At 71.7% G+C, this 14,652-nt stretch carries 28 protein-coding genes; all 28 read left to right on the top strand.

The genetic code is table 11. From position 1 onward, the window contains the following. The first annotated feature begins 42 nt into the window (after window positions 1–42). From IEY70_RS12735 to IEY70_RS12870, 28 genes are read left to right on the top strand one after another with little or no spacing between them, the layout of a single operon-like run. Window positions 43–444 (top strand): hypothetical protein, encoded by a 402-nt coding sequence (locus tag IEY70_RS12735; RefSeq protein ID WP_189065404.1) that lies wholly within the window; start codon window positions 43–45, stop codon window positions 442–444. Continuing rightward, window positions 441–650, top strand: coding sequence for a hypothetical protein (locus tag IEY70_RS12740; RefSeq protein ID WP_189065405.1), 210 nt, complete (start codon window positions 441–443; stop codon window positions 648–650). The genes IEY70_RS12735 and IEY70_RS12740 overlap by 4 nt, the downstream gene beginning before the upstream one ends. Continuing rightward, window positions 650–850, top strand: a complete 201-nt coding sequence (locus IEY70_RS12745; protein ID WP_189065406.1) for a hypothetical protein — start codon at window positions 650–652, stop codon at window positions 848–850. Before IEY70_RS12740 ends, IEY70_RS12745 begins: the two co-directional genes overlap by 1 nt. Beyond that, window positions 847–1,155 (top strand): hypothetical protein, encoded by a 309-nt coding sequence (locus IEY70_RS12750; protein ID WP_189065407.1) that lies wholly within the window; start codon window positions 847–849, stop codon window positions 1,153–1,155. Before IEY70_RS12745 ends, IEY70_RS12750 begins: the two co-directional genes overlap by 4 nt. After that, window positions 1,152–1,601 carry a hypothetical protein gene (locus IEY70_RS12755; protein WP_189065408.1) on the top strand — a complete coding sequence of 150 codons (450 nt, stop codon included), beginning with the start codon at window positions 1,152–1,154 and terminating at the stop codon, window positions 1,599–1,601. The genes IEY70_RS12750 and IEY70_RS12755 overlap by 4 nt, the downstream gene beginning before the upstream one ends. Continuing rightward, window positions 1,598–2,155, top strand: coding sequence for a MarR family transcriptional regulator (locus tag IEY70_RS12760; RefSeq protein ID WP_189065409.1), 558 nt, complete (start codon window positions 1,598–1,600; stop codon window positions 2,153–2,155). The genes IEY70_RS12755 and IEY70_RS12760 overlap by 4 nt, the downstream gene beginning before the upstream one ends. Further along, a complete protein-coding gene (locus IEY70_RS12765; protein ID WP_189065410.1) occupies window positions 2,152–2,943 on the top strand; it encodes an N-6 DNA methylase in 792 nt (263 codons plus the stop codon). Before IEY70_RS12760 ends, IEY70_RS12765 begins: the two co-directional genes overlap by 4 nt. Then, window positions 2,940–3,431 carry a hypothetical protein gene (locus IEY70_RS12770; RefSeq protein ID WP_189065411.1) on the top strand — a complete coding sequence of 164 codons (492 nt, stop codon included), beginning with the start codon at window positions 2,940–2,942 and terminating at the stop codon, window positions 3,429–3,431. Before IEY70_RS12765 ends, IEY70_RS12770 begins: the two co-directional genes overlap by 4 nt. Continuing rightward, complete coding sequence (locus IEY70_RS12775) at window positions 3,428–5,605, top strand: ParB/RepB/Spo0J family partition protein (RefSeq protein ID WP_189065412.1); 2,178 nt, start codon at window positions 3,428–3,430, stop codon at window positions 5,603–5,605. The genes IEY70_RS12770 and IEY70_RS12775 overlap by 4 nt, the downstream gene beginning before the upstream one ends. After that, window positions 5,598–5,933: a hypothetical protein gene (locus tag IEY70_RS12780; protein ID WP_189065413.1), complete on the top strand. Its 336-nt coding sequence runs from the start codon at window positions 5,598–5,600 to the stop codon at window positions 5,931–5,933. Before IEY70_RS12775 ends, IEY70_RS12780 begins: the two co-directional genes overlap by 8 nt. After that, window positions 5,926–6,201 carry a hypothetical protein gene (locus IEY70_RS12785; protein WP_189065414.1) on the top strand — a complete coding sequence of 92 codons (276 nt, stop codon included), beginning with the start codon at window positions 5,926–5,928 and terminating at the stop codon, window positions 6,199–6,201. The genes IEY70_RS12780 and IEY70_RS12785 overlap by 8 nt, the downstream gene beginning before the upstream one ends. Continuing rightward, window positions 6,201–6,704, top strand: a complete 504-nt coding sequence (locus tag IEY70_RS12790) for a hypothetical protein (protein WP_189065415.1) — start codon at window positions 6,201–6,203, stop codon at window positions 6,702–6,704. Before IEY70_RS12785 ends, IEY70_RS12790 begins: the two co-directional genes overlap by 1 nt. Further along, window positions 6,701–8,128 (top strand): hypothetical protein, encoded by a 1,428-nt coding sequence (locus IEY70_RS12795; RefSeq protein ID WP_189065416.1) that lies wholly within the window; start codon window positions 6,701–6,703, stop codon window positions 8,126–8,128. Before IEY70_RS12790 ends, IEY70_RS12795 begins: the two co-directional genes overlap by 4 nt. Further along, a complete protein-coding gene (locus tag IEY70_RS12800) occupies window positions 8,125–9,306 on the top strand; it encodes a hypothetical protein (protein WP_189065417.1) in 1,182 nt (393 codons plus the stop codon). The genes IEY70_RS12795 and IEY70_RS12800 overlap by 4 nt, the downstream gene beginning before the upstream one ends. Continuing rightward, a complete protein-coding gene (locus tag IEY70_RS12805; RefSeq protein ID WP_189065418.1) occupies window positions 9,303–9,593 on the top strand; it encodes a hypothetical protein in 291 nt (96 codons plus the stop codon). The genes IEY70_RS12800 and IEY70_RS12805 overlap by 4 nt, the downstream gene beginning before the upstream one ends. Further along, on the top strand, window positions 9,590–10,054 hold the full coding sequence (locus IEY70_RS12810) for an ASCH domain-containing protein (protein WP_189065419.1): 465 nt from the start codon (window positions 9,590–9,592) through the stop codon (window positions 10,052–10,054). Before IEY70_RS12805 ends, IEY70_RS12810 begins: the two co-directional genes overlap by 4 nt. Further along, window positions 10,051–10,875 carry a hypothetical protein gene (locus tag IEY70_RS12815; protein WP_189065420.1) on the top strand — a complete coding sequence of 275 codons (825 nt, stop codon included), beginning with the start codon at window positions 10,051–10,053 and terminating at the stop codon, window positions 10,873–10,875. Before IEY70_RS12810 ends, IEY70_RS12815 begins: the two co-directional genes overlap by 4 nt. Further along, window positions 10,872–11,414 carry a nucleoside triphosphate pyrophosphohydrolase family protein gene (locus tag IEY70_RS12820; RefSeq protein ID WP_189065421.1) on the top strand — a complete coding sequence of 181 codons (543 nt, stop codon included), beginning with the start codon at window positions 10,872–10,874 and terminating at the stop codon, window positions 11,412–11,414. The genes IEY70_RS12815 and IEY70_RS12820 overlap by 4 nt, the downstream gene beginning before the upstream one ends. Beyond that, the gene (locus IEY70_RS12825) at window positions 11,408–11,830 is read left to right on the top strand and encodes a hypothetical protein (protein ID WP_189065422.1); all 423 of its coding nucleotides are present in this window, start codon (window positions 11,408–11,410) and stop codon (window positions 11,828–11,830) included. Before IEY70_RS12820 ends, IEY70_RS12825 begins: the two co-directional genes overlap by 7 nt. A 23-nt stretch (window positions 11,831–11,853) precedes the next feature. Then, window positions 11,854–12,099: a hypothetical protein gene (locus IEY70_RS12830; protein WP_189065423.1), complete on the top strand. Its 246-nt coding sequence runs from the start codon at window positions 11,854–11,856 to the stop codon at window positions 12,097–12,099. Further along, window positions 12,096–12,719, top strand: coding sequence for an HAD family hydrolase (locus IEY70_RS12835; RefSeq protein WP_189065424.1), 624 nt, complete (start codon window positions 12,096–12,098; stop codon window positions 12,717–12,719). Before IEY70_RS12830 ends, IEY70_RS12835 begins: the two co-directional genes overlap by 4 nt. Continuing rightward, on the top strand, window positions 12,712–12,957 hold the full coding sequence (locus tag IEY70_RS12840; RefSeq protein ID WP_189065425.1) for a hypothetical protein: 246 nt from the start codon (window positions 12,712–12,714) through the stop codon (window positions 12,955–12,957). The genes IEY70_RS12835 and IEY70_RS12840 overlap by 8 nt, the downstream gene beginning before the upstream one ends. Then, window positions 12,954–13,310 carry a hypothetical protein gene (locus IEY70_RS12845; RefSeq protein ID WP_189065426.1) on the top strand — a complete coding sequence of 119 codons (357 nt, stop codon included), beginning with the start codon at window positions 12,954–12,956 and terminating at the stop codon, window positions 13,308–13,310. Before IEY70_RS12840 ends, IEY70_RS12845 begins: the two co-directional genes overlap by 4 nt. After that, window positions 13,307–13,498, top strand: coding sequence for a hypothetical protein (locus IEY70_RS12850; RefSeq protein WP_189065427.1), 192 nt, complete (start codon window positions 13,307–13,309; stop codon window positions 13,496–13,498). Before IEY70_RS12845 ends, IEY70_RS12850 begins: the two co-directional genes overlap by 4 nt. Further along, window positions 13,495–13,845 carry a hypothetical protein gene (locus tag IEY70_RS12855; RefSeq protein ID WP_189065428.1) on the top strand — a complete coding sequence of 117 codons (351 nt, stop codon included), beginning with the start codon at window positions 13,495–13,497 and terminating at the stop codon, window positions 13,843–13,845. The genes IEY70_RS12850 and IEY70_RS12855 overlap by 4 nt, the downstream gene beginning before the upstream one ends. Then, window positions 13,845–14,141, top strand: a complete 297-nt coding sequence (locus tag IEY70_RS12860) for a hypothetical protein (protein ID WP_189065429.1) — start codon at window positions 13,845–13,847, stop codon at window positions 14,139–14,141. The genes IEY70_RS12855 and IEY70_RS12860 overlap by 1 nt, the downstream gene beginning before the upstream one ends. Further along, window positions 14,138–14,341, top strand: coding sequence for a hypothetical protein (locus IEY70_RS12865; protein WP_189065430.1), 204 nt, complete (start codon window positions 14,138–14,140; stop codon window positions 14,339–14,341). Before IEY70_RS12860 ends, IEY70_RS12865 begins: the two co-directional genes overlap by 4 nt. After that, window positions 14,338–14,577, top strand: a complete 240-nt coding sequence (locus IEY70_RS12870; protein WP_189065431.1) for a hypothetical protein — start codon at window positions 14,338–14,340, stop codon at window positions 14,575–14,577. The genes IEY70_RS12865 and IEY70_RS12870 overlap by 4 nt, the downstream gene beginning before the upstream one ends. The last annotated feature ends 75 nt before the right edge of the window (window positions 14,578–14,652 follow it).

Genomic DNA, 14,652 nt, shown 5'->3' on the forward strand with positions numbered 1-14,652 from the left:
CCGGCAGAGCGAAATTCAAGGGAGGGGGAACCGAGGTCCAGCATGACGCACGCCACCCCGACCGTCAAGACCGCCCCCCGCTTCAACCTCGCCCTGATCGTGAACGAGGCCCGCCTGCACGGCGCGGCGTTCAACATCCTGAACCCCACCTGCGTGATCACCGTGGACGGCGCCGAGTACAGCCTGGAGTGGTTCCACACCGAGTTCAGCAACATGGGCCGCACCCTGATCTACACGGTCACGGTAACGCACCGCGACACCGGCCGCCGCGTCGAGTACCGCGTGATCGAAGCCGTCCGCCGCAACCGCAAGGGCGAAGGCAAGGTCCACTACAACTGCCGGTACGCCGGGATGAACGTCCACGGGTTCGAGGAAGCCAGCGAGCACCTCGCCCAGACCGCCGCCGCGTTCCTCGCCCGCCGCGCCGCGCAGGTGGCCGCGTGACCGCCGCCCACTACCGCGCCGACTGGGTCGTCACCGGCCCGCAGCGCCTCACCCGCCTCGAGGAGTACCAGGGCCGCTACTGGGTGGTGTTCATCGCCGAGCTGCACGCCGACCCCTGCACGCCCGAACGCGCCCACCTGAGCCTGCGCGCCGCACGCCTGGCCCGACTGGCCCGCCGCGCCCTCGAACTGGAGCGCTCGAACTGATGCCCGACCGCCTCCAGGACCTGTACGAGTTCGAACGCGAGCTGCGCGAAGCGATCGCCGAAGGCGGCCCTGACAGCCCCAACCGCGCCATCTGGCTCCAGGCCCGCCGGAACGTCCTGGCCCAGATGCAGCTCCACCGCCGTGAGTACAGCGCCAAGCAGCCCCTCCCCCTCACCCTCGCCGACAGGAGCGCCGCATGACCACCCACCCCGCACCCGTGACCACCGTGCCCGTGTACGCCGCCCACGAACGCCGCGCCGCCCGCCCCAGCCGCCTCGTGCGCCGCTGGCGGGTGTTCCGCCGCCGTGAACTGCCGTTCGCGCTGGCCGGGCTGGGCATGGTGAGCGTCCTGGCCCTGACCATCAGTGTCGTCCTGGTCGAGGGACCCACGCGCCTGCTGTCCGCCGCCGGGCTGATCGCGGGAGTGCTGCTGTTCGTGCGTGCCCTGTACGCCGCGCCCGGCCCGATCCGCGAGTACGTGGACCTGCCCGGCGGTCGCCAGTGACTCGCACGAACGCCCGGCAGCAGCGGCAGGCGGCCCGCGCCCTGAACCGCCGCCGCCCCGCGAACCGCGCGCCCGCGCACCAGCAGCGTCGCCTGCTGCGCGTCCTGCTGCCCATGTCCCCCCTGACCAGCACCGCGCTGGCCATCGCCACCGGAAAGCGCGTCTCGACGACCTGCGTTCAGCTCGGCACGCTCCGGGACGCGCGCATGACCGTCCAGGCGCCCATCACGGCCCTGGCGCAGTACCGCTGCGGCGGGTACGCCAAGCAGGCGGTCGCGCCGTCCGCGCTGGCCTTCCTGGTCATGTACCGCAAACCCGCACCCCTGCGCCCGCAGGCGCACCTGATCGCGCTGAGTGAACTGGTGGACGGCACGTTCCGCGACTGCGGCGCCCTGATGCTCAACCGCCCCCAGACGCCCGCGCAGGCCCTGGCAGGTGCCGCGTGAGCAGCGCCCTGACCGCCCCGAACGCAGACGCCGCCGAGATCCTGCACCACGTGTACCACGGCAGCGGCGTGACGCGCGCCGAACTGACCCGCGCCCTGGAAGTACGCGCGGGCGTCGTGGCGGCCGCGCTGGACGCCTTCAAGGACGCCGGACTCATCCACTTCGACGACCTGCGGTACTACCCCAGCCTGAACGACGACACGGACGCCACCGCCCGCCGCGAGTACGCCCGCCTGAGCGGCGCCCGCAGCTGCCGCACCTGCGGCTGCACCGACCAGTGGGCCTGCGAAGGCGGCTGCGATTGGATCGACGAGGACCTGTGCAGCACCTGCGACCCGAGTGTCGTCAGCATGCTCAACCGTGCAAGCTGCGTCGGAGCTGAGGACGGCGTCAGCGTGTGGACCGAACTGAACGATGGGGGCGACGTGCGCCTGATGATTCAGAACAGCACGGGTCGTCAGGCTGCCATTCTCACGAGCGCTGAGGCCGTCGAGATCGCCACGAATCTCCTGATGTACGCCCGCGCCGCCGAACGCGACGGGGAACTGCTGTGAGCCGCCTGAAGACCGCCATGGACCGCGACCGGGGCGCGCAGCAGGCCGCGACCGGACTGGTCGGCGATCCGCTCAAGCTGCCCTTCGCGCGCATCCTTCAGGAAGCCCAGCAGATCCGCGTCAGCGAGGCGTACCGCCGCATGGTCACCGCCGGCGCGTGCGCCCTGACCGGCGGCCGCGCTGAGGCCCTGTACCTCGACACCATTGGGGGCCTGAACGCCCACGACCTGGACGTGATCGTGCGCGCGTTCCGCCAGCTGGTCGTGGACATGGAGCACCGCCCGTTCCTGGACCTGCTGGGGCCGCTGTACATGGAGATCGGCCACAAACTGGACAAACAGGACCGGGGCGAATTCTTCACTCCCTTCTGCCTGAACCGCCTGATGGTGGACCTGATGACGGCGCAGGACCCGCGCGCCATGTTCACGCCCGGCGAGATCCTGACCGCGAACGAACCCGCCTGCGGCACCAGCGGCATGGTCCTGGCGTTCGCGGAGCACCTCACCAACCACGGCGTCAGCCCCCTGCACCTGCGCTGGACGGTGCAGGACCTCAGCCAGACCAGCTGCTACGCCAGCTACATCAACCTGACCCTCTGGGGCGTCCCGGCCACCGTCATCTGCGGCGACACGCTGCGCATGACCGTGAACTGGGCGTGGCAGAACGTCCACTGGCACCAGGCGAAACCCTGGCCCACCGCCGAGGAACGCCGCGCGCACGTCGCCGAGGTCATGCGCCAGGAGCGATTCCTGCGCGTGTTCCAGGAACTGTTCGTGGGGGCCGCGTGAGCCGCCGTCGCCTCCTGCCGGAAACCTGGCTGACTGGCCAGTTCGTGTCCTACCGTGCCGAGCCCGGCCTGTACATCCCCAGCGTGGTCCTGCTCGACGCCGGAGAGCCTGCCCCGTCGCTGACCGTGCATGTCCACGGTCAGGGCGAAGTCCAGGCCGCCCGCGCCGACATCACGCCCCGCGCCGGCCGCATCGATCACCCCCTTCAGGTCGGGGATGACGTGCACGGGCGTCTGATGGAGCCGCACGGACTGCCGCTGTTCGAAGGGGACTGGACGGTCACTCGCGCTGGCCTGAGCGTCACCCTCGTGAACGCCCGCGTGCCCGGCGAGCGCATCGTGAACCCCGCGTACCTCGTCGTGACCCGCCGCGCCGACCTCGCGCTGGCCCTGGCGGAACTGTCCGCAGCTGCGGAGCGACGCGCTGGTACCCGCAAGCGCCACGCCATCCAGCCGGAATTCGGGCCGCTGTTCGGGGGTGCCCGGTGACCTTCCGCGCTGGCCAGACCGTCACCGGCCCCAGCCTGAGCGGTCCCGTGACCGGCACGGTCATCCGTGTTCGCCCCAGCATCATCGACCGCAGCGTCCTGATCGTCGACATCGACGTGGACGGCGAGGAGCACCACGTGCCCGCCGAAGACTGCGCCATCGCCCGCGCGCCCCGCGCCGCCACCCCGGAGGAACCCGTGACCGCCACCGACGCGCCCAGCGCCGACCAGCAGGCCCCCGCCCCCAGCCACGGCTGGATGCACCCCAACAACTCCCACCTCGCCCACTGGGGTGACGGCACCCGCGTCCTGTGCGGCCGCATGGTCCCCGACGGCACCGATATCGTGAACACCGACCCGCACGCCGACGTGCAGCGCTGCTCGAAGTGCGACAAGGCGCTCGGGCGGCAACTGGACGCGCAGACCCCAGCTCCCGCGCAGATCGAAGTGCCCCAGCGCACTCCCGACGCCGCCCCGCAGTTCGAAGTACCGCAGTTCGAAGCGCCCACCCTGGGCCTGCAGGCCGTGCCCTGGAACCGCGTCCTGAACAGCAGCCTCAACCCCCGCAAGCACTTCGACGCGGACAGCCTGCGGGAACTCGCCGTGAGCATCTACCGCAAGGGCCTCCAGCAGAACCTCGTCGCCCGCCCCCACCCCGACCGCCCCGGCCACTTCGAGATCGCCGCCGGGGAGCGCCGCTGGCGCGCCATTGGACTGCTCACCCAGGGCTTCGAGGTGGACGGGCACGAGTGGCTGGAATGGCCGGCCAGCACCCCCGTGAACGTCCTGGTGCAGGACCTCACGGACCTGGAACTGCTGGAGGTCGCCACGGCCGAGAACGTCCAGCGGCGCCGCATGACCCCCATCGAGGAGGCCGACGCCTTCGCCGCCCTCGCGGATCACGGCAGTCCCATCGAGGACATCGCCGCGAAGTTCGGGTACACCCGCCGGACCGTCGTGCGCCGCATCCAGATCAGCCGCGCCCTGTCGCCGCTGCTGCGTGACGAGTTCAACACCGGCAACCTGACGCTCGCGCAGGTGGAAGTCCTCGTCACGGTCGCGCCGGAAGTGCAGGAGGCCGTCTGGAACGGGTACCTGCGCAGCAACCCGCGCCTGTACCCCCCGGAGCACATCCGCAAGCACCTCCCGAACAACCTGTTCCTCGTCCGGCACCGGCAGTTCCCTCCCGCCTGGTACACCGGCGGGGTCGTCGAGGCGGACCTGTTCGACGACGTGGAACCGTACTTCCAGGATCCGGCGCAGGCCATGGAGTGCCAGCTCCGGCACGCGCGGGTCCTGGCGGATCAGGACGTGGCGGGCGGCGCGGCGTTCGCGGAGGTCGTGCTGAACGCCATGCGCCACCACTACGGCGAAACCGGCAACGGCGTCGCGTACAGCGTCAAGAACAGCGGCGAGATGGAACGCTGGGAGAACATCGGCGCCCGCCGCAGCTGGTCCCCGCTGCCCGACAGTGGGTACAGCGTCAAGAACCCAACCCCGGACAGCGGTGCGAACACCAGCACCCCCCAGGGCGCGGCCACCCAGCCCGGCGCGGCCCAGGCCAGCGCTCCCCAGGCAGACCGGCCCGCCGCGCCCAGGTACCCGGCCCCGTGGTCCCTGGATGACATCCGCGTTGACGCGGCCCTGACCGGCCCTGACCGTCGCCGCCGCCTGCAGGCCGCGTACATCCTCGACAGCATGCTGGACCGCGAAGTCCCGCACATCACGCCTGAACTCACCCGCGCGGCCGACCGTCTGGAACTGCTGTTCAGCACGCACCTGAAACGCAACGGGGACGGCTGGACCCTGGGCGCCGAGCCCAAGGATGAGACGGCGGAACTCGCGGTTGCCACCGAGATCCTGCGCCTGCTGCTCACCCTGACCGGCGCGGACCTCGACACGCTGTTCTACGGGTACTTCCACCGCGAGTTGAGCTTCTCGAACACCGCCGCCCCGACCGCGCTGGGCAACCTGGACCCGTTCACGTTGACGGAAGGTTTCCTGGGAGGCTGCGACACGCTCGCCCTTCAGGAGATCTGGGACGACGCGGGCCTGGGCGACCGGGCCAACACCACGGACGAGTACCTGCGCTCGATGCTGCTCGAAGAAGCCCCCACCCTGGCTGCGCGTGGCTTCCTGCCCCGGCCCCTGCGCCCCGAGGCCGACGATGACTGAGCCTGCCTTCATCCCGGCCGTGCACTTCGAGCTGGAGTTCAAGTCCGACTTCCGCCAGCTGCTGGGTCACCCTGGCCACCCGGCGCAGGTCATGTACGCCAGCGCCCTGCTCGCCGTGTTCGGGCTGCCCGTCACCACGCCCGTCCGCCTCAGCATCCGCTTCACGGACCGCAACCAGCTGATCGCCGTCAACGGCCCCGTGGCTCACGAGGCGTCCCCGGCGGAGGTCGGCGCGGCACTGAACGCGGCGGGCGCCATCGTGGCCACCACCTTCGTCCTGCCCACGCGCGTAATCACCGACCTGAACGGGGAGGCCGCCGATGCGTGACCTGAACCGCCTTCAGTTCATGGCCGCCCCGCAGGGGAACCAGCCGGACCGCGTGGCCGTCGCTGTGGTCGGCGGGGAGGTCGTCGGGTACGCCCGCACCCTCGCGGACGCCCTGGTACTGGAAGCAGGTTGGCACGCCTACATGCGCCAGCGGCCCCGCGCACACGGCGGGAACGCCCGCGAACGGCACCACTGGTACCGGGGCTGGGACCGCGCCAGGGCCTGGGTCAAGCAGCGCGCCCGCACCCACCCCCGGCGGGCCGCCTGATGGACGTCCTCACCGCCCACAACGCACGCGGGTACCTGCACGCCGTCACCTGCGACCACCCCGCCGGGCTCGGGGAGCTGTTCGCCCGCACCATGCGCGCCCAGGGGTGCATCGTCACGCGCCGCAGCATGGCCGACCACCTCGCCCAGATCGCCGCCGGACGGGCCGGGCACGCCCCCACGGACTCACCCGCGCAGGCGGTCACGCCGGACCTTCCGGAAGTCGGGGCCAGCGTCACGGTCCCGCACCTGGGTGCCGGGGTGGTGATCACCCTCCTGGCCTGGCCGGACGGCACGCGCGCCGCACTGGTCCGCGCCCGCAACGGCGAGAGCCTCGCGCGGCCCGGGCAGTGGACGCCGCTGGACACGCCCGCCCAGCCCACGCAGGATGCCCCGTCCCCTGAACCGCCCATGCAGCCGCCCGACCCGCCCCTGCCCGATGCGCCCGTCCTCTCCGCCCCCACGTGCATGCCGACGCTGTTCGGCGAATGGAGCCCCGCATGACCGACCCCACCCCCCACCAGAACGCCTACGCCGCTCTCGACACCGACCTGCCCGCCGGCGTGAGCCTCAGCGCCCGCATGGCCGTCCTGGAAAGCCGCGCGCACCTGATCGACGACCTGCGCGCCGAGATCGGCGAGCATGACGCCACCATCCGCGACGCGCAGGCCCGCCGGGACATCGCCACGGGCCGCCTCACGGCCGCCATGCACGCCGCAGACCTGCTGCGCGACATCGAGTACTCCATCGCGCCGCTGCTCGGCCTGGCCGACCGCGCCGAGCCCACCCAGGCTGAACCCGCCCAGGCCGACCCTGCCCCCACCCCGGACGGCCTGACGGACCTGATCGGCACGCTCGAACCCGTCACCGTCACCCCGCAGGAACCCGCCGCGCCGGTCGTCGCCGCGCCGGAGCCCGAAGCGCAGCCCACCCCCGCGCCGCTGGCCGAGATGTCCGAACCCGCCCCCACGAACACCCTGGACCTCGTGTTCCCCGCCGAGTTCGACCTCAGCAAACGCGCCAGGGTGTTCCTGGACGTCCTCCAGCACCCCGGCACGACCTCCAGCAGCATCCTCGCCCGCACCGGCTTCAAGAGCGGCCCGGTCGGCGGGATCCTGAACGCGGGCATGCAGGCCCTCCAGATCCGCCGGGAAGGCCTGGCCGGGCAGTACACGCACACCCTGACACCCAGCGGCGTCGCGTACCTGCGCGAACTGCACGCCTACGCCCTCACGCAGGTCGAAGGTCAGGACGAGGAGGAACCCACCCCCGAACCGGAACCCGACCCGGACCCCACGCCCAGCAGCGCCCGCCCCCGCCCCGAAACGTCCACCCAGGCCCGCAAGGCCGCCGCGCCGCCCGCCCGGAAGGCCGCGAAACCCGCCGCGCGCGCGCAGGTCCGCACGCCCCCGCCCGCCGCCGAACCGGACCCCGTCAGCGGCGTCAGCCCCATCAGCCAGGAGGAACTCAAGGCCCGCGTCCGCGAGAACGCCGCGAAGGTCAGCGCCGTCCTCGGGAAGAAACCCATGACGGAAACGGACCTCCGCGCCAAGCTCCCCGCCATGCAGCTCAGCCACCTGCGCGCCGCACTCGGGTACCTCGAGGAGGCCGGTACGCTGCGCCGCGTGCCCGGCCCGACGCCCGCCAGTCGCGTCGCGTACGCCCGCGACACCCTGGAACTGCCCGCCCCGCAGCGTGACCACCTGACCGCAGGGGGCCGGGTCGTCGAGGCGCACCTGACCCGCGTCACGGACCGCAGCGAACGGGACACGATCAGCAACATGGTCACCGTCACCGGCCTGCCCCGCGAGGAGGTCGAGGAGGCCCTCGCGGTCCTGCACGCCCAGGGACGCCTCCGCTGGAGCCGGACCGGGATGCTCCAGCACTTCACGCTCGCGCCCGCCCGGGCGGACGGGGTGGCCGCGTGAACGCCCTCGGCAGCCGGTACCTGATCGCGCAGGCCGTGCAGTCCTCCCTGCGCCGCAAGGACCACCGCCTCAAGGCGTACGCCGTCGGCGAGCACGACATCACCCTGCACCTCGACCGGGTGGAACTCACCCCCCGGAGCGAGCACGCCGCGCGGCGCATCGAGAACGTCATCCGCACCATGCCCGACGCGCAACTCGGCCGGTACGTGCGCGACGCGGAACACCTCCTGAACCGCCTCCTGGCGCAGCAGACCGACACCGCCTCCGCGCCCCTGATCCGCCTCGCGCTCAGCTGCGTGCAGTCCGGCGTGGCAGGCCTCATCCGCGGCGGGTCGAAGGTCGCCGTGAGCGACATCAACGCGCAGGTCACGCAGTTCGACGAGCAGCTGTTCATCACCCTGAACAGCGAACTGGAGTACGTCCGCGAGACCGCCCGCCTCCGCGTCGAACAGAAGGACGCGGACATCCAGAGCCTGATCGCACAGGCCGACCGCGAGATGAAGGCCGATTACGACCGCTGCGTGGCTGACCTGAACACCCGCAAGGCGGAACTGGACGCCCGCGAGGCCACGCTGCGCGAACAGATCGAGGCGGACCTTCAGATGGCCCTGCGCGCCGCCGATCAGGCCCAGGCGGACGCCAGCGAGGCCCGCCGGCAACTGGACGCCGCGAGCGCCCAGCTCGCCCGCGAACGCGCCGCGCACGAGCAGGCCCTCGCGGACCTGAAGCGCACCCTGGCCGCCGAGCGGGCCGCGACCATCAACCGCGACCGGGATACCCGCAACCAGATCCACCAGCTGGAGCAGGACAAACGGACCCTGGCCGCCACCGTCGGGCACCTGAACGAGGAGTGCGAACGCCTCGAGGCTCAGCTCGCGGCCGCCCGCACGGCCACCCCTGAACCCGAACCCGCCCCTGCTCCCGCCCCTGCTGCCCTGGAGGTCACCGCCATGCCCACCCCCACCCTGAACCCCCGCCTGGCCGCCATGAGCTGCGCCGTGTACCTCACCGCGCACGGCATCCCCACCCGCGCCGACGGCGACCACCTCACCGGCGAGCAGACCGTCCAGCGCAGCGAACTGATCGTCGCGTGGTCCGCCGAGTACCCGACCGACGAGGCCCGCCGCGCCCACCTGCGCGCCAGCATCCGCCCCCTCCTCGCCCAGGACGCCGCGTGACCCGCCTCTACCACGACGGCGAACCCATCCCCGCAGGCACGATCAGCGAGAAGCTCTCCCCTGACCTGCAGGCCCGCATGGACACCCTGGCCGCCGACCTGCGCGCCGCCGGTTTCAGCGTCGCCATCATCACCGCCCGCCCCGGCGAGAACAGCCCCAGCCTGGTCAGCGGGGACGCGCGGGCCCTGCTGACCACCCTGAACCGCGTGCAGACCACCATCGGCCAGATGGTCTGCACCTGCCCGGAGTGCGCGGCCCGCCGCGAGAAGGACCAGGTGCGCGCATGACCAACCTGCCCGCCCCCCTCCTCGCCCTCAGCGTTCAGGAGCCCTGGAGTACCGCCATCCTGGACTTCGGGAAGGACGTTGAGAACCGCGAGTGGCACCGCAGCCCCGGTCTGCTCGCCCAGGCCCGCCGTCTCGTCGGCCGGCGGTTGATGCTGCACGCCGGGAAGACCTTCGACGACAGCGGCGTGCCCGTCGTCCGCGCCCTGACCGGGCAGCGCCTCCTGAAGGCCGACTGCACCCTCGGCGCGGTCCTGGGCGTCATCACCATCCAGGCCGTCATGGTGGACGGTGAACCCACCAGCGGCTGGGCTGCCCGTGGAGCCGTGCACCTGCACGTCGCCCACCCCGTCCGCCTGACCGACCCCATCCCCTGCCGGGGCGCGCTGGGCTTCTTCTGCCCGGACGACACCGTGCAGGAACGCGTGCGCCGCCAGTTGACCGCGCAGGGCGTGACGCTGTGACCGCCCCGCTCAACCCTGCCGCGCCGGAAACGGCCGGGCGCGGGCACATGATCCTGCGCGTCGCGCACGCCAACGCCGGACAGTGGATCACCGTCACGCAGCTGCGCGAACTGCTCGGCATGGAAGGCACCGGCAACTACGCCAAGCAGGCCGCGTACCAGCACCGCACCGGCCTCCTCGACCGCCAGCACGCTCCCGACCACCGCCCCGACCGGCCCCGCTTCGAGTACCGGTTCCGCGCGTGGCCACCCACCCGCACCGCCCGCGAAACCCGCGAACTGGAAGCAGGTACGGACGCCAGCGAGGCGGCCCGCCGCGCCCGGCAGCGCGACACCACCGCCCGCCGCCGCGTGACCGTCACCGCCGCCGCCGCGCAGATCCTCACCGTCCTGCGGGCAGCCCCGGAACCCCTGCCGGAATTGACGATCCTCGGCGCCGTCCCCACGCTCAGCGTCACGGCCGCCCGCGAAGCCCTCGCGTACCTCGTGCACGAAACGCAGGAGGCGCTGCTCATCACGCCCACCACGATGCGCTCGCGCGTCACCACGTACGCAGCAGTCCGCAGCGGCCTGCCCCGCGTGCCCGCCCGGCCCCTCACGCCGGACGCCGAGGCCGTCCAGGGCCTCCTGAGCGCCGCCACGGAACGCGACAGCAGCCTCTCCCGGCAGGCGCTGATGGAACAGACCCGCTGGCCCTGGCCGCGCGTCGAGAAGGCCCTCTCGCTGCTCGAAGCGCACCACCTGCTCGCCCTGCGTCCCGTCGGCGCGTCCATCCTCTTCCGCCACGCCCCCACCCCCGAACGCCACAAGAAGGTCGCATGAACTACACCATCCAGCAGCTCGCCACCCGCACCCGCCAGGTCAACGCCCGCAACGACTGGGGTACCGACTTCACGCTCGCGCAGGTCCCGCAGTTCATCGCGCTGATCCACAGCGAGATCACCGAAGCGCACCTGGAACGCGACCGGGACGCCCGCGCCCGCGAACTCGGGGACGTCATCGTCCGCTGCATGGACCTGTGCGAATTGATCAACCCCGGCGCCCTCCAGCACGCCCTGACCCGCCCACGCCTGACCAGCGTCCGCCCCGCGCTGCCCGCCCGCCTGGTCGTCCGCGCCACCCGCACCCACCAGGACGCCCGCCTGCACGCCCTGGCCAGCGCCGCGCTGGAAACGTACCGGAAAGCCCCGGACGCCAGCGTTCAGGACGACCTGATCCGTGACCTCGCCCGGCTCCTCGAGGAGACCACGCACGTCATGAGTTGCGAACTCCCGTACCCCGGCGTCCCGACCGGCGTGGTGCGCGGCATCCTCGACGCGAACGCCGGACGCGGCAAACGCCACGGCGGCCGCCGATGCTGACCAGTCCCCGCGACGTGAACGGCAACCCCATCGCCACGACCGCCACCCTGGTCGCCCTCGCCGACTGGGCACTCAGCGGTGACACCGGCGTCAGCAGTCTCTGCATCGCCCGCATCCTGACCGGTCGCGACGAACCCGGCAGCGTCCACAACTACCCGTACGACAACGGCGACCTGGGCCGCTGCCTGCGCCTCATCCGCGCCGTCCCGCAGGCCCGCGACGCCGTCCGCGCCCTCGCCGAACGCCCCGGCCACCACGTCTGGGCAGAAATGCACGCCATCTGGGACACCCTCACCGAACAGGCCCAGCAGGACGGCGTCACCGACCACCGCAGCACCTTTGGGAAAGGCCGCAACGCCACCGACCGTATGCTCCGCGCCGCCATCGACCTCGGCCGCGCCCGGAGTAACCAGTGACCGGCCCGCACCCTGGCGCGAGCATGGCCAACCACCGCCGCCTCATGGTCCTGGCCGACACCAGCGTCCGCAGCAGCGACCCCCTCACCGCCGCTGAAGCCCTGATCGAGCTGCCGAAAGTGGCCGCCGGGATCCTGGAAGGCATCTCAGGGCAGCCCGTCATGGCCTTCATGGCGATCGGAGCGGACGACGTGCAGGCCCTGCGTGAGTTCCTCCTCTCCCGGCAGGGACTTGCAGGCCTGCAACGCCACGTCGAGGCGCAGCAGTGACCGGCGCGTCCCGGCCTCTGTGGGTGGCGTTCGACATCGACGGGACCCTCACCTGCGCCCTGCCAGCCCTGCGCGTGGCCCTGGCCGCCCGCCTGGGCCTGCCCGTGGACGCCATCCGGAACGACGGGCCGTACGAGCAGTTTGGGTTCACGACCGGCTGCGACCGCACTGACACCGCCCTGCGGGAGTGGGAGCAGGTGGCCAGTCAGGCGCAGCCCCTGCCCGGCGCGCTGGACGCCGTGACCCGCGTGGCGCAGGCCGGGCGGCTCCTGGGGTACGTCACGCGGCGCCCGCACCGCATGTGGGACGTCACGTACACGTGGCTGTCCACGCACGGCTTCCCGGTCGCCAGTTACCTGCTGCGGCACATGCCGGACGAGCACGCCTGCAAGAGCGTCCAGGCGGTAGGCCTCGCCGTCGGCTGGAGCCACCGGGACGGCGGGCCGAACCACCTCAGCAACATCACCCTCGTTGAGGACAGCGGCCGCGAGGCCCTCAGCGCCGCCCGCAACGGCCTGCGCGTCCACCTGATCGACCAACCGCACAACCAGGCTGCCCAGCACGAACGCATCACCCGCATTCCCGACCTCACGCACCTGAAGGCGGAACTCCATGACTAACCCAACCCTGCCCACCCCCCGCATGAATGGCGTTGTCGAGGACCTGCGCGCCGGGCACGCCCTGTACCGCCGCCCGCGCGGCATGGACTGCCTGACGGTCGTGCCGACGCCCACGCGCGCCTACACCCAGGAGTCCCGACTGGTCGCGGACGGCCTGGTCCGGCGCGGCCTCGCCCGATGGGTCGCCTGCCCTGACGGCGAATTCCTTGCCACGGAGAAGCTGGAGTTGATCGCATGACCACCCCCCAGCCCCAGCCCGCGCCCCTGCCTGAGCGCATCGAGACTGCCCTCGCGTGGCGGGACTGCATGAGCGGCGAGGACCTGATGTATGGCCCCACGCCCGACTGGATGCGCCCACCGGACTACCGCGCCCTGCTCGTCGAGACGGCCGCTGCTCTGGCTGCCGCGCAGGCACGGGAGGCGCAGTGGCGGGCGGCGCTGGACGCTGCCATTCAGTGCGAACAGGACGTCATTGATGCCTACGGGCGCGGCGCACCAATGGTCGTGCTGGACGAGGCGGTGGCCGATCTGAAGCGGGACAGTCTGCCGCACCTGAAACGCGCCCGCGCCGCCCTCGGAGATCAGTCGTGACCCGTTCCGTCATGACCCCGGAGCAGCAGGGCATCTGGGTGATCAGTTGGGCCCTGTATCGCGGCCAGCGGCACGCGCGAAAGCAGCGGCTCGCGAAGCGCAATCTCACCCACGGCAGCTCTTCGGAACCCCTCATGGACTGGGATGAATACGACGCACGCCGCATGGCGCGGATGGTGGAAGCGTGACCCGGCCCCCGCTAGAGCAGGTGATCGCTGATCATTTTGAGCAGCACCCTAGCGGGCACTGGACGTTGACCGGGGATGCGGATGAGGTCGTGGCCGCCCTGCGCGCCCAGGCAGAGGCGGAGGCCCGGTACCGCCTGATGGTGGCTGCGTGGGTGGCGGCAGAAGATCGCCTGAGAGAGCTGGATGAGCGTGGTACTCACGCCGATTGGGAGGCGGGCAACGAACGGCTCAGTGCTGCCGAGGCAGCCATGTACGCCGCATTTTCTCCCGATCAGGCCCGCGCCGCTCTCGCTCAGGCCGACGCGGCGGATGGTGCGGGCGGGGCTGGGGCTGGGGGTGCGGGGTGATGGTGCTGGGCATCAACAGCCTGCACAGCTGGGAGTGCATCGGGTTCGCCGGACCGGACCCCAGGTACGTGAGCAGGTTCGGCCTGCGCGACCTACGCCTGCTGGAGACCGCCCTGCGCGAGGCGTGCGAGGCGCGCGGGTGGATGTGGCGCGTCTGGGCGGGCCTGCCGGGTCATGGGTTCGGTGCGGAGGTCGAACGGGGGGTGTTGACCCGACCATTCCAGGGCATGGCCGAGACGCCCGCGCACGCTCTGGCCCTAGCGCTGCTGAGTGCGCTGGGCGGGGAGGGAGCGTGACCCGCGCGCAACTGGCGGTCCTGTTCCTGCTGCTCTGGTCCGGGGGCGGCGTGCTGTGCATGTGGGCGTACATCACAGGCCGGGAGTCCCGCAGGCGCCCGGTCAGCTGGCCGTGGGAGGCATGGGCGCTCGCCCTGGTCGTCGGGCCGTTCGGGTGGACGTGGATTGAACGGGCACGGCGGGACCGGGAGCGACCGTGAGCACGTACCGCCGGGAGCGGCTGTGGCAGATAGCGGGCAGTGTCGAGTCCACCCCGGCGGCGCGGGAGGCGGTGCTGCGCGTGATGCGGGAGCACGGGCGACCCATGAGCCTGAGCCTGATCGCCAGCCGGGCGCACGGGTTGAGCGCCGCGCAGGTGGCCGCCGCACTGCTGCACCTGATCGAGTGGGACGAGGGTGTCGGCGTGAACGACGCGGAATTGTTCGACCTGGAGTGAGAAATCTTTTGAGCTTGCGAGCTTTTGAGAAAACTCAAAAGCTCAATTTCTTGCGAGATTAATTTCTCGCGATTG

This window comes from Deinococcus seoulensis, assembly GCF_014648115.1.
Lineage (GTDB): Bacteria > Deinococcota > Deinococci > Deinococcales > Deinococcaceae > Deinococcus > Deinococcus seoulensis.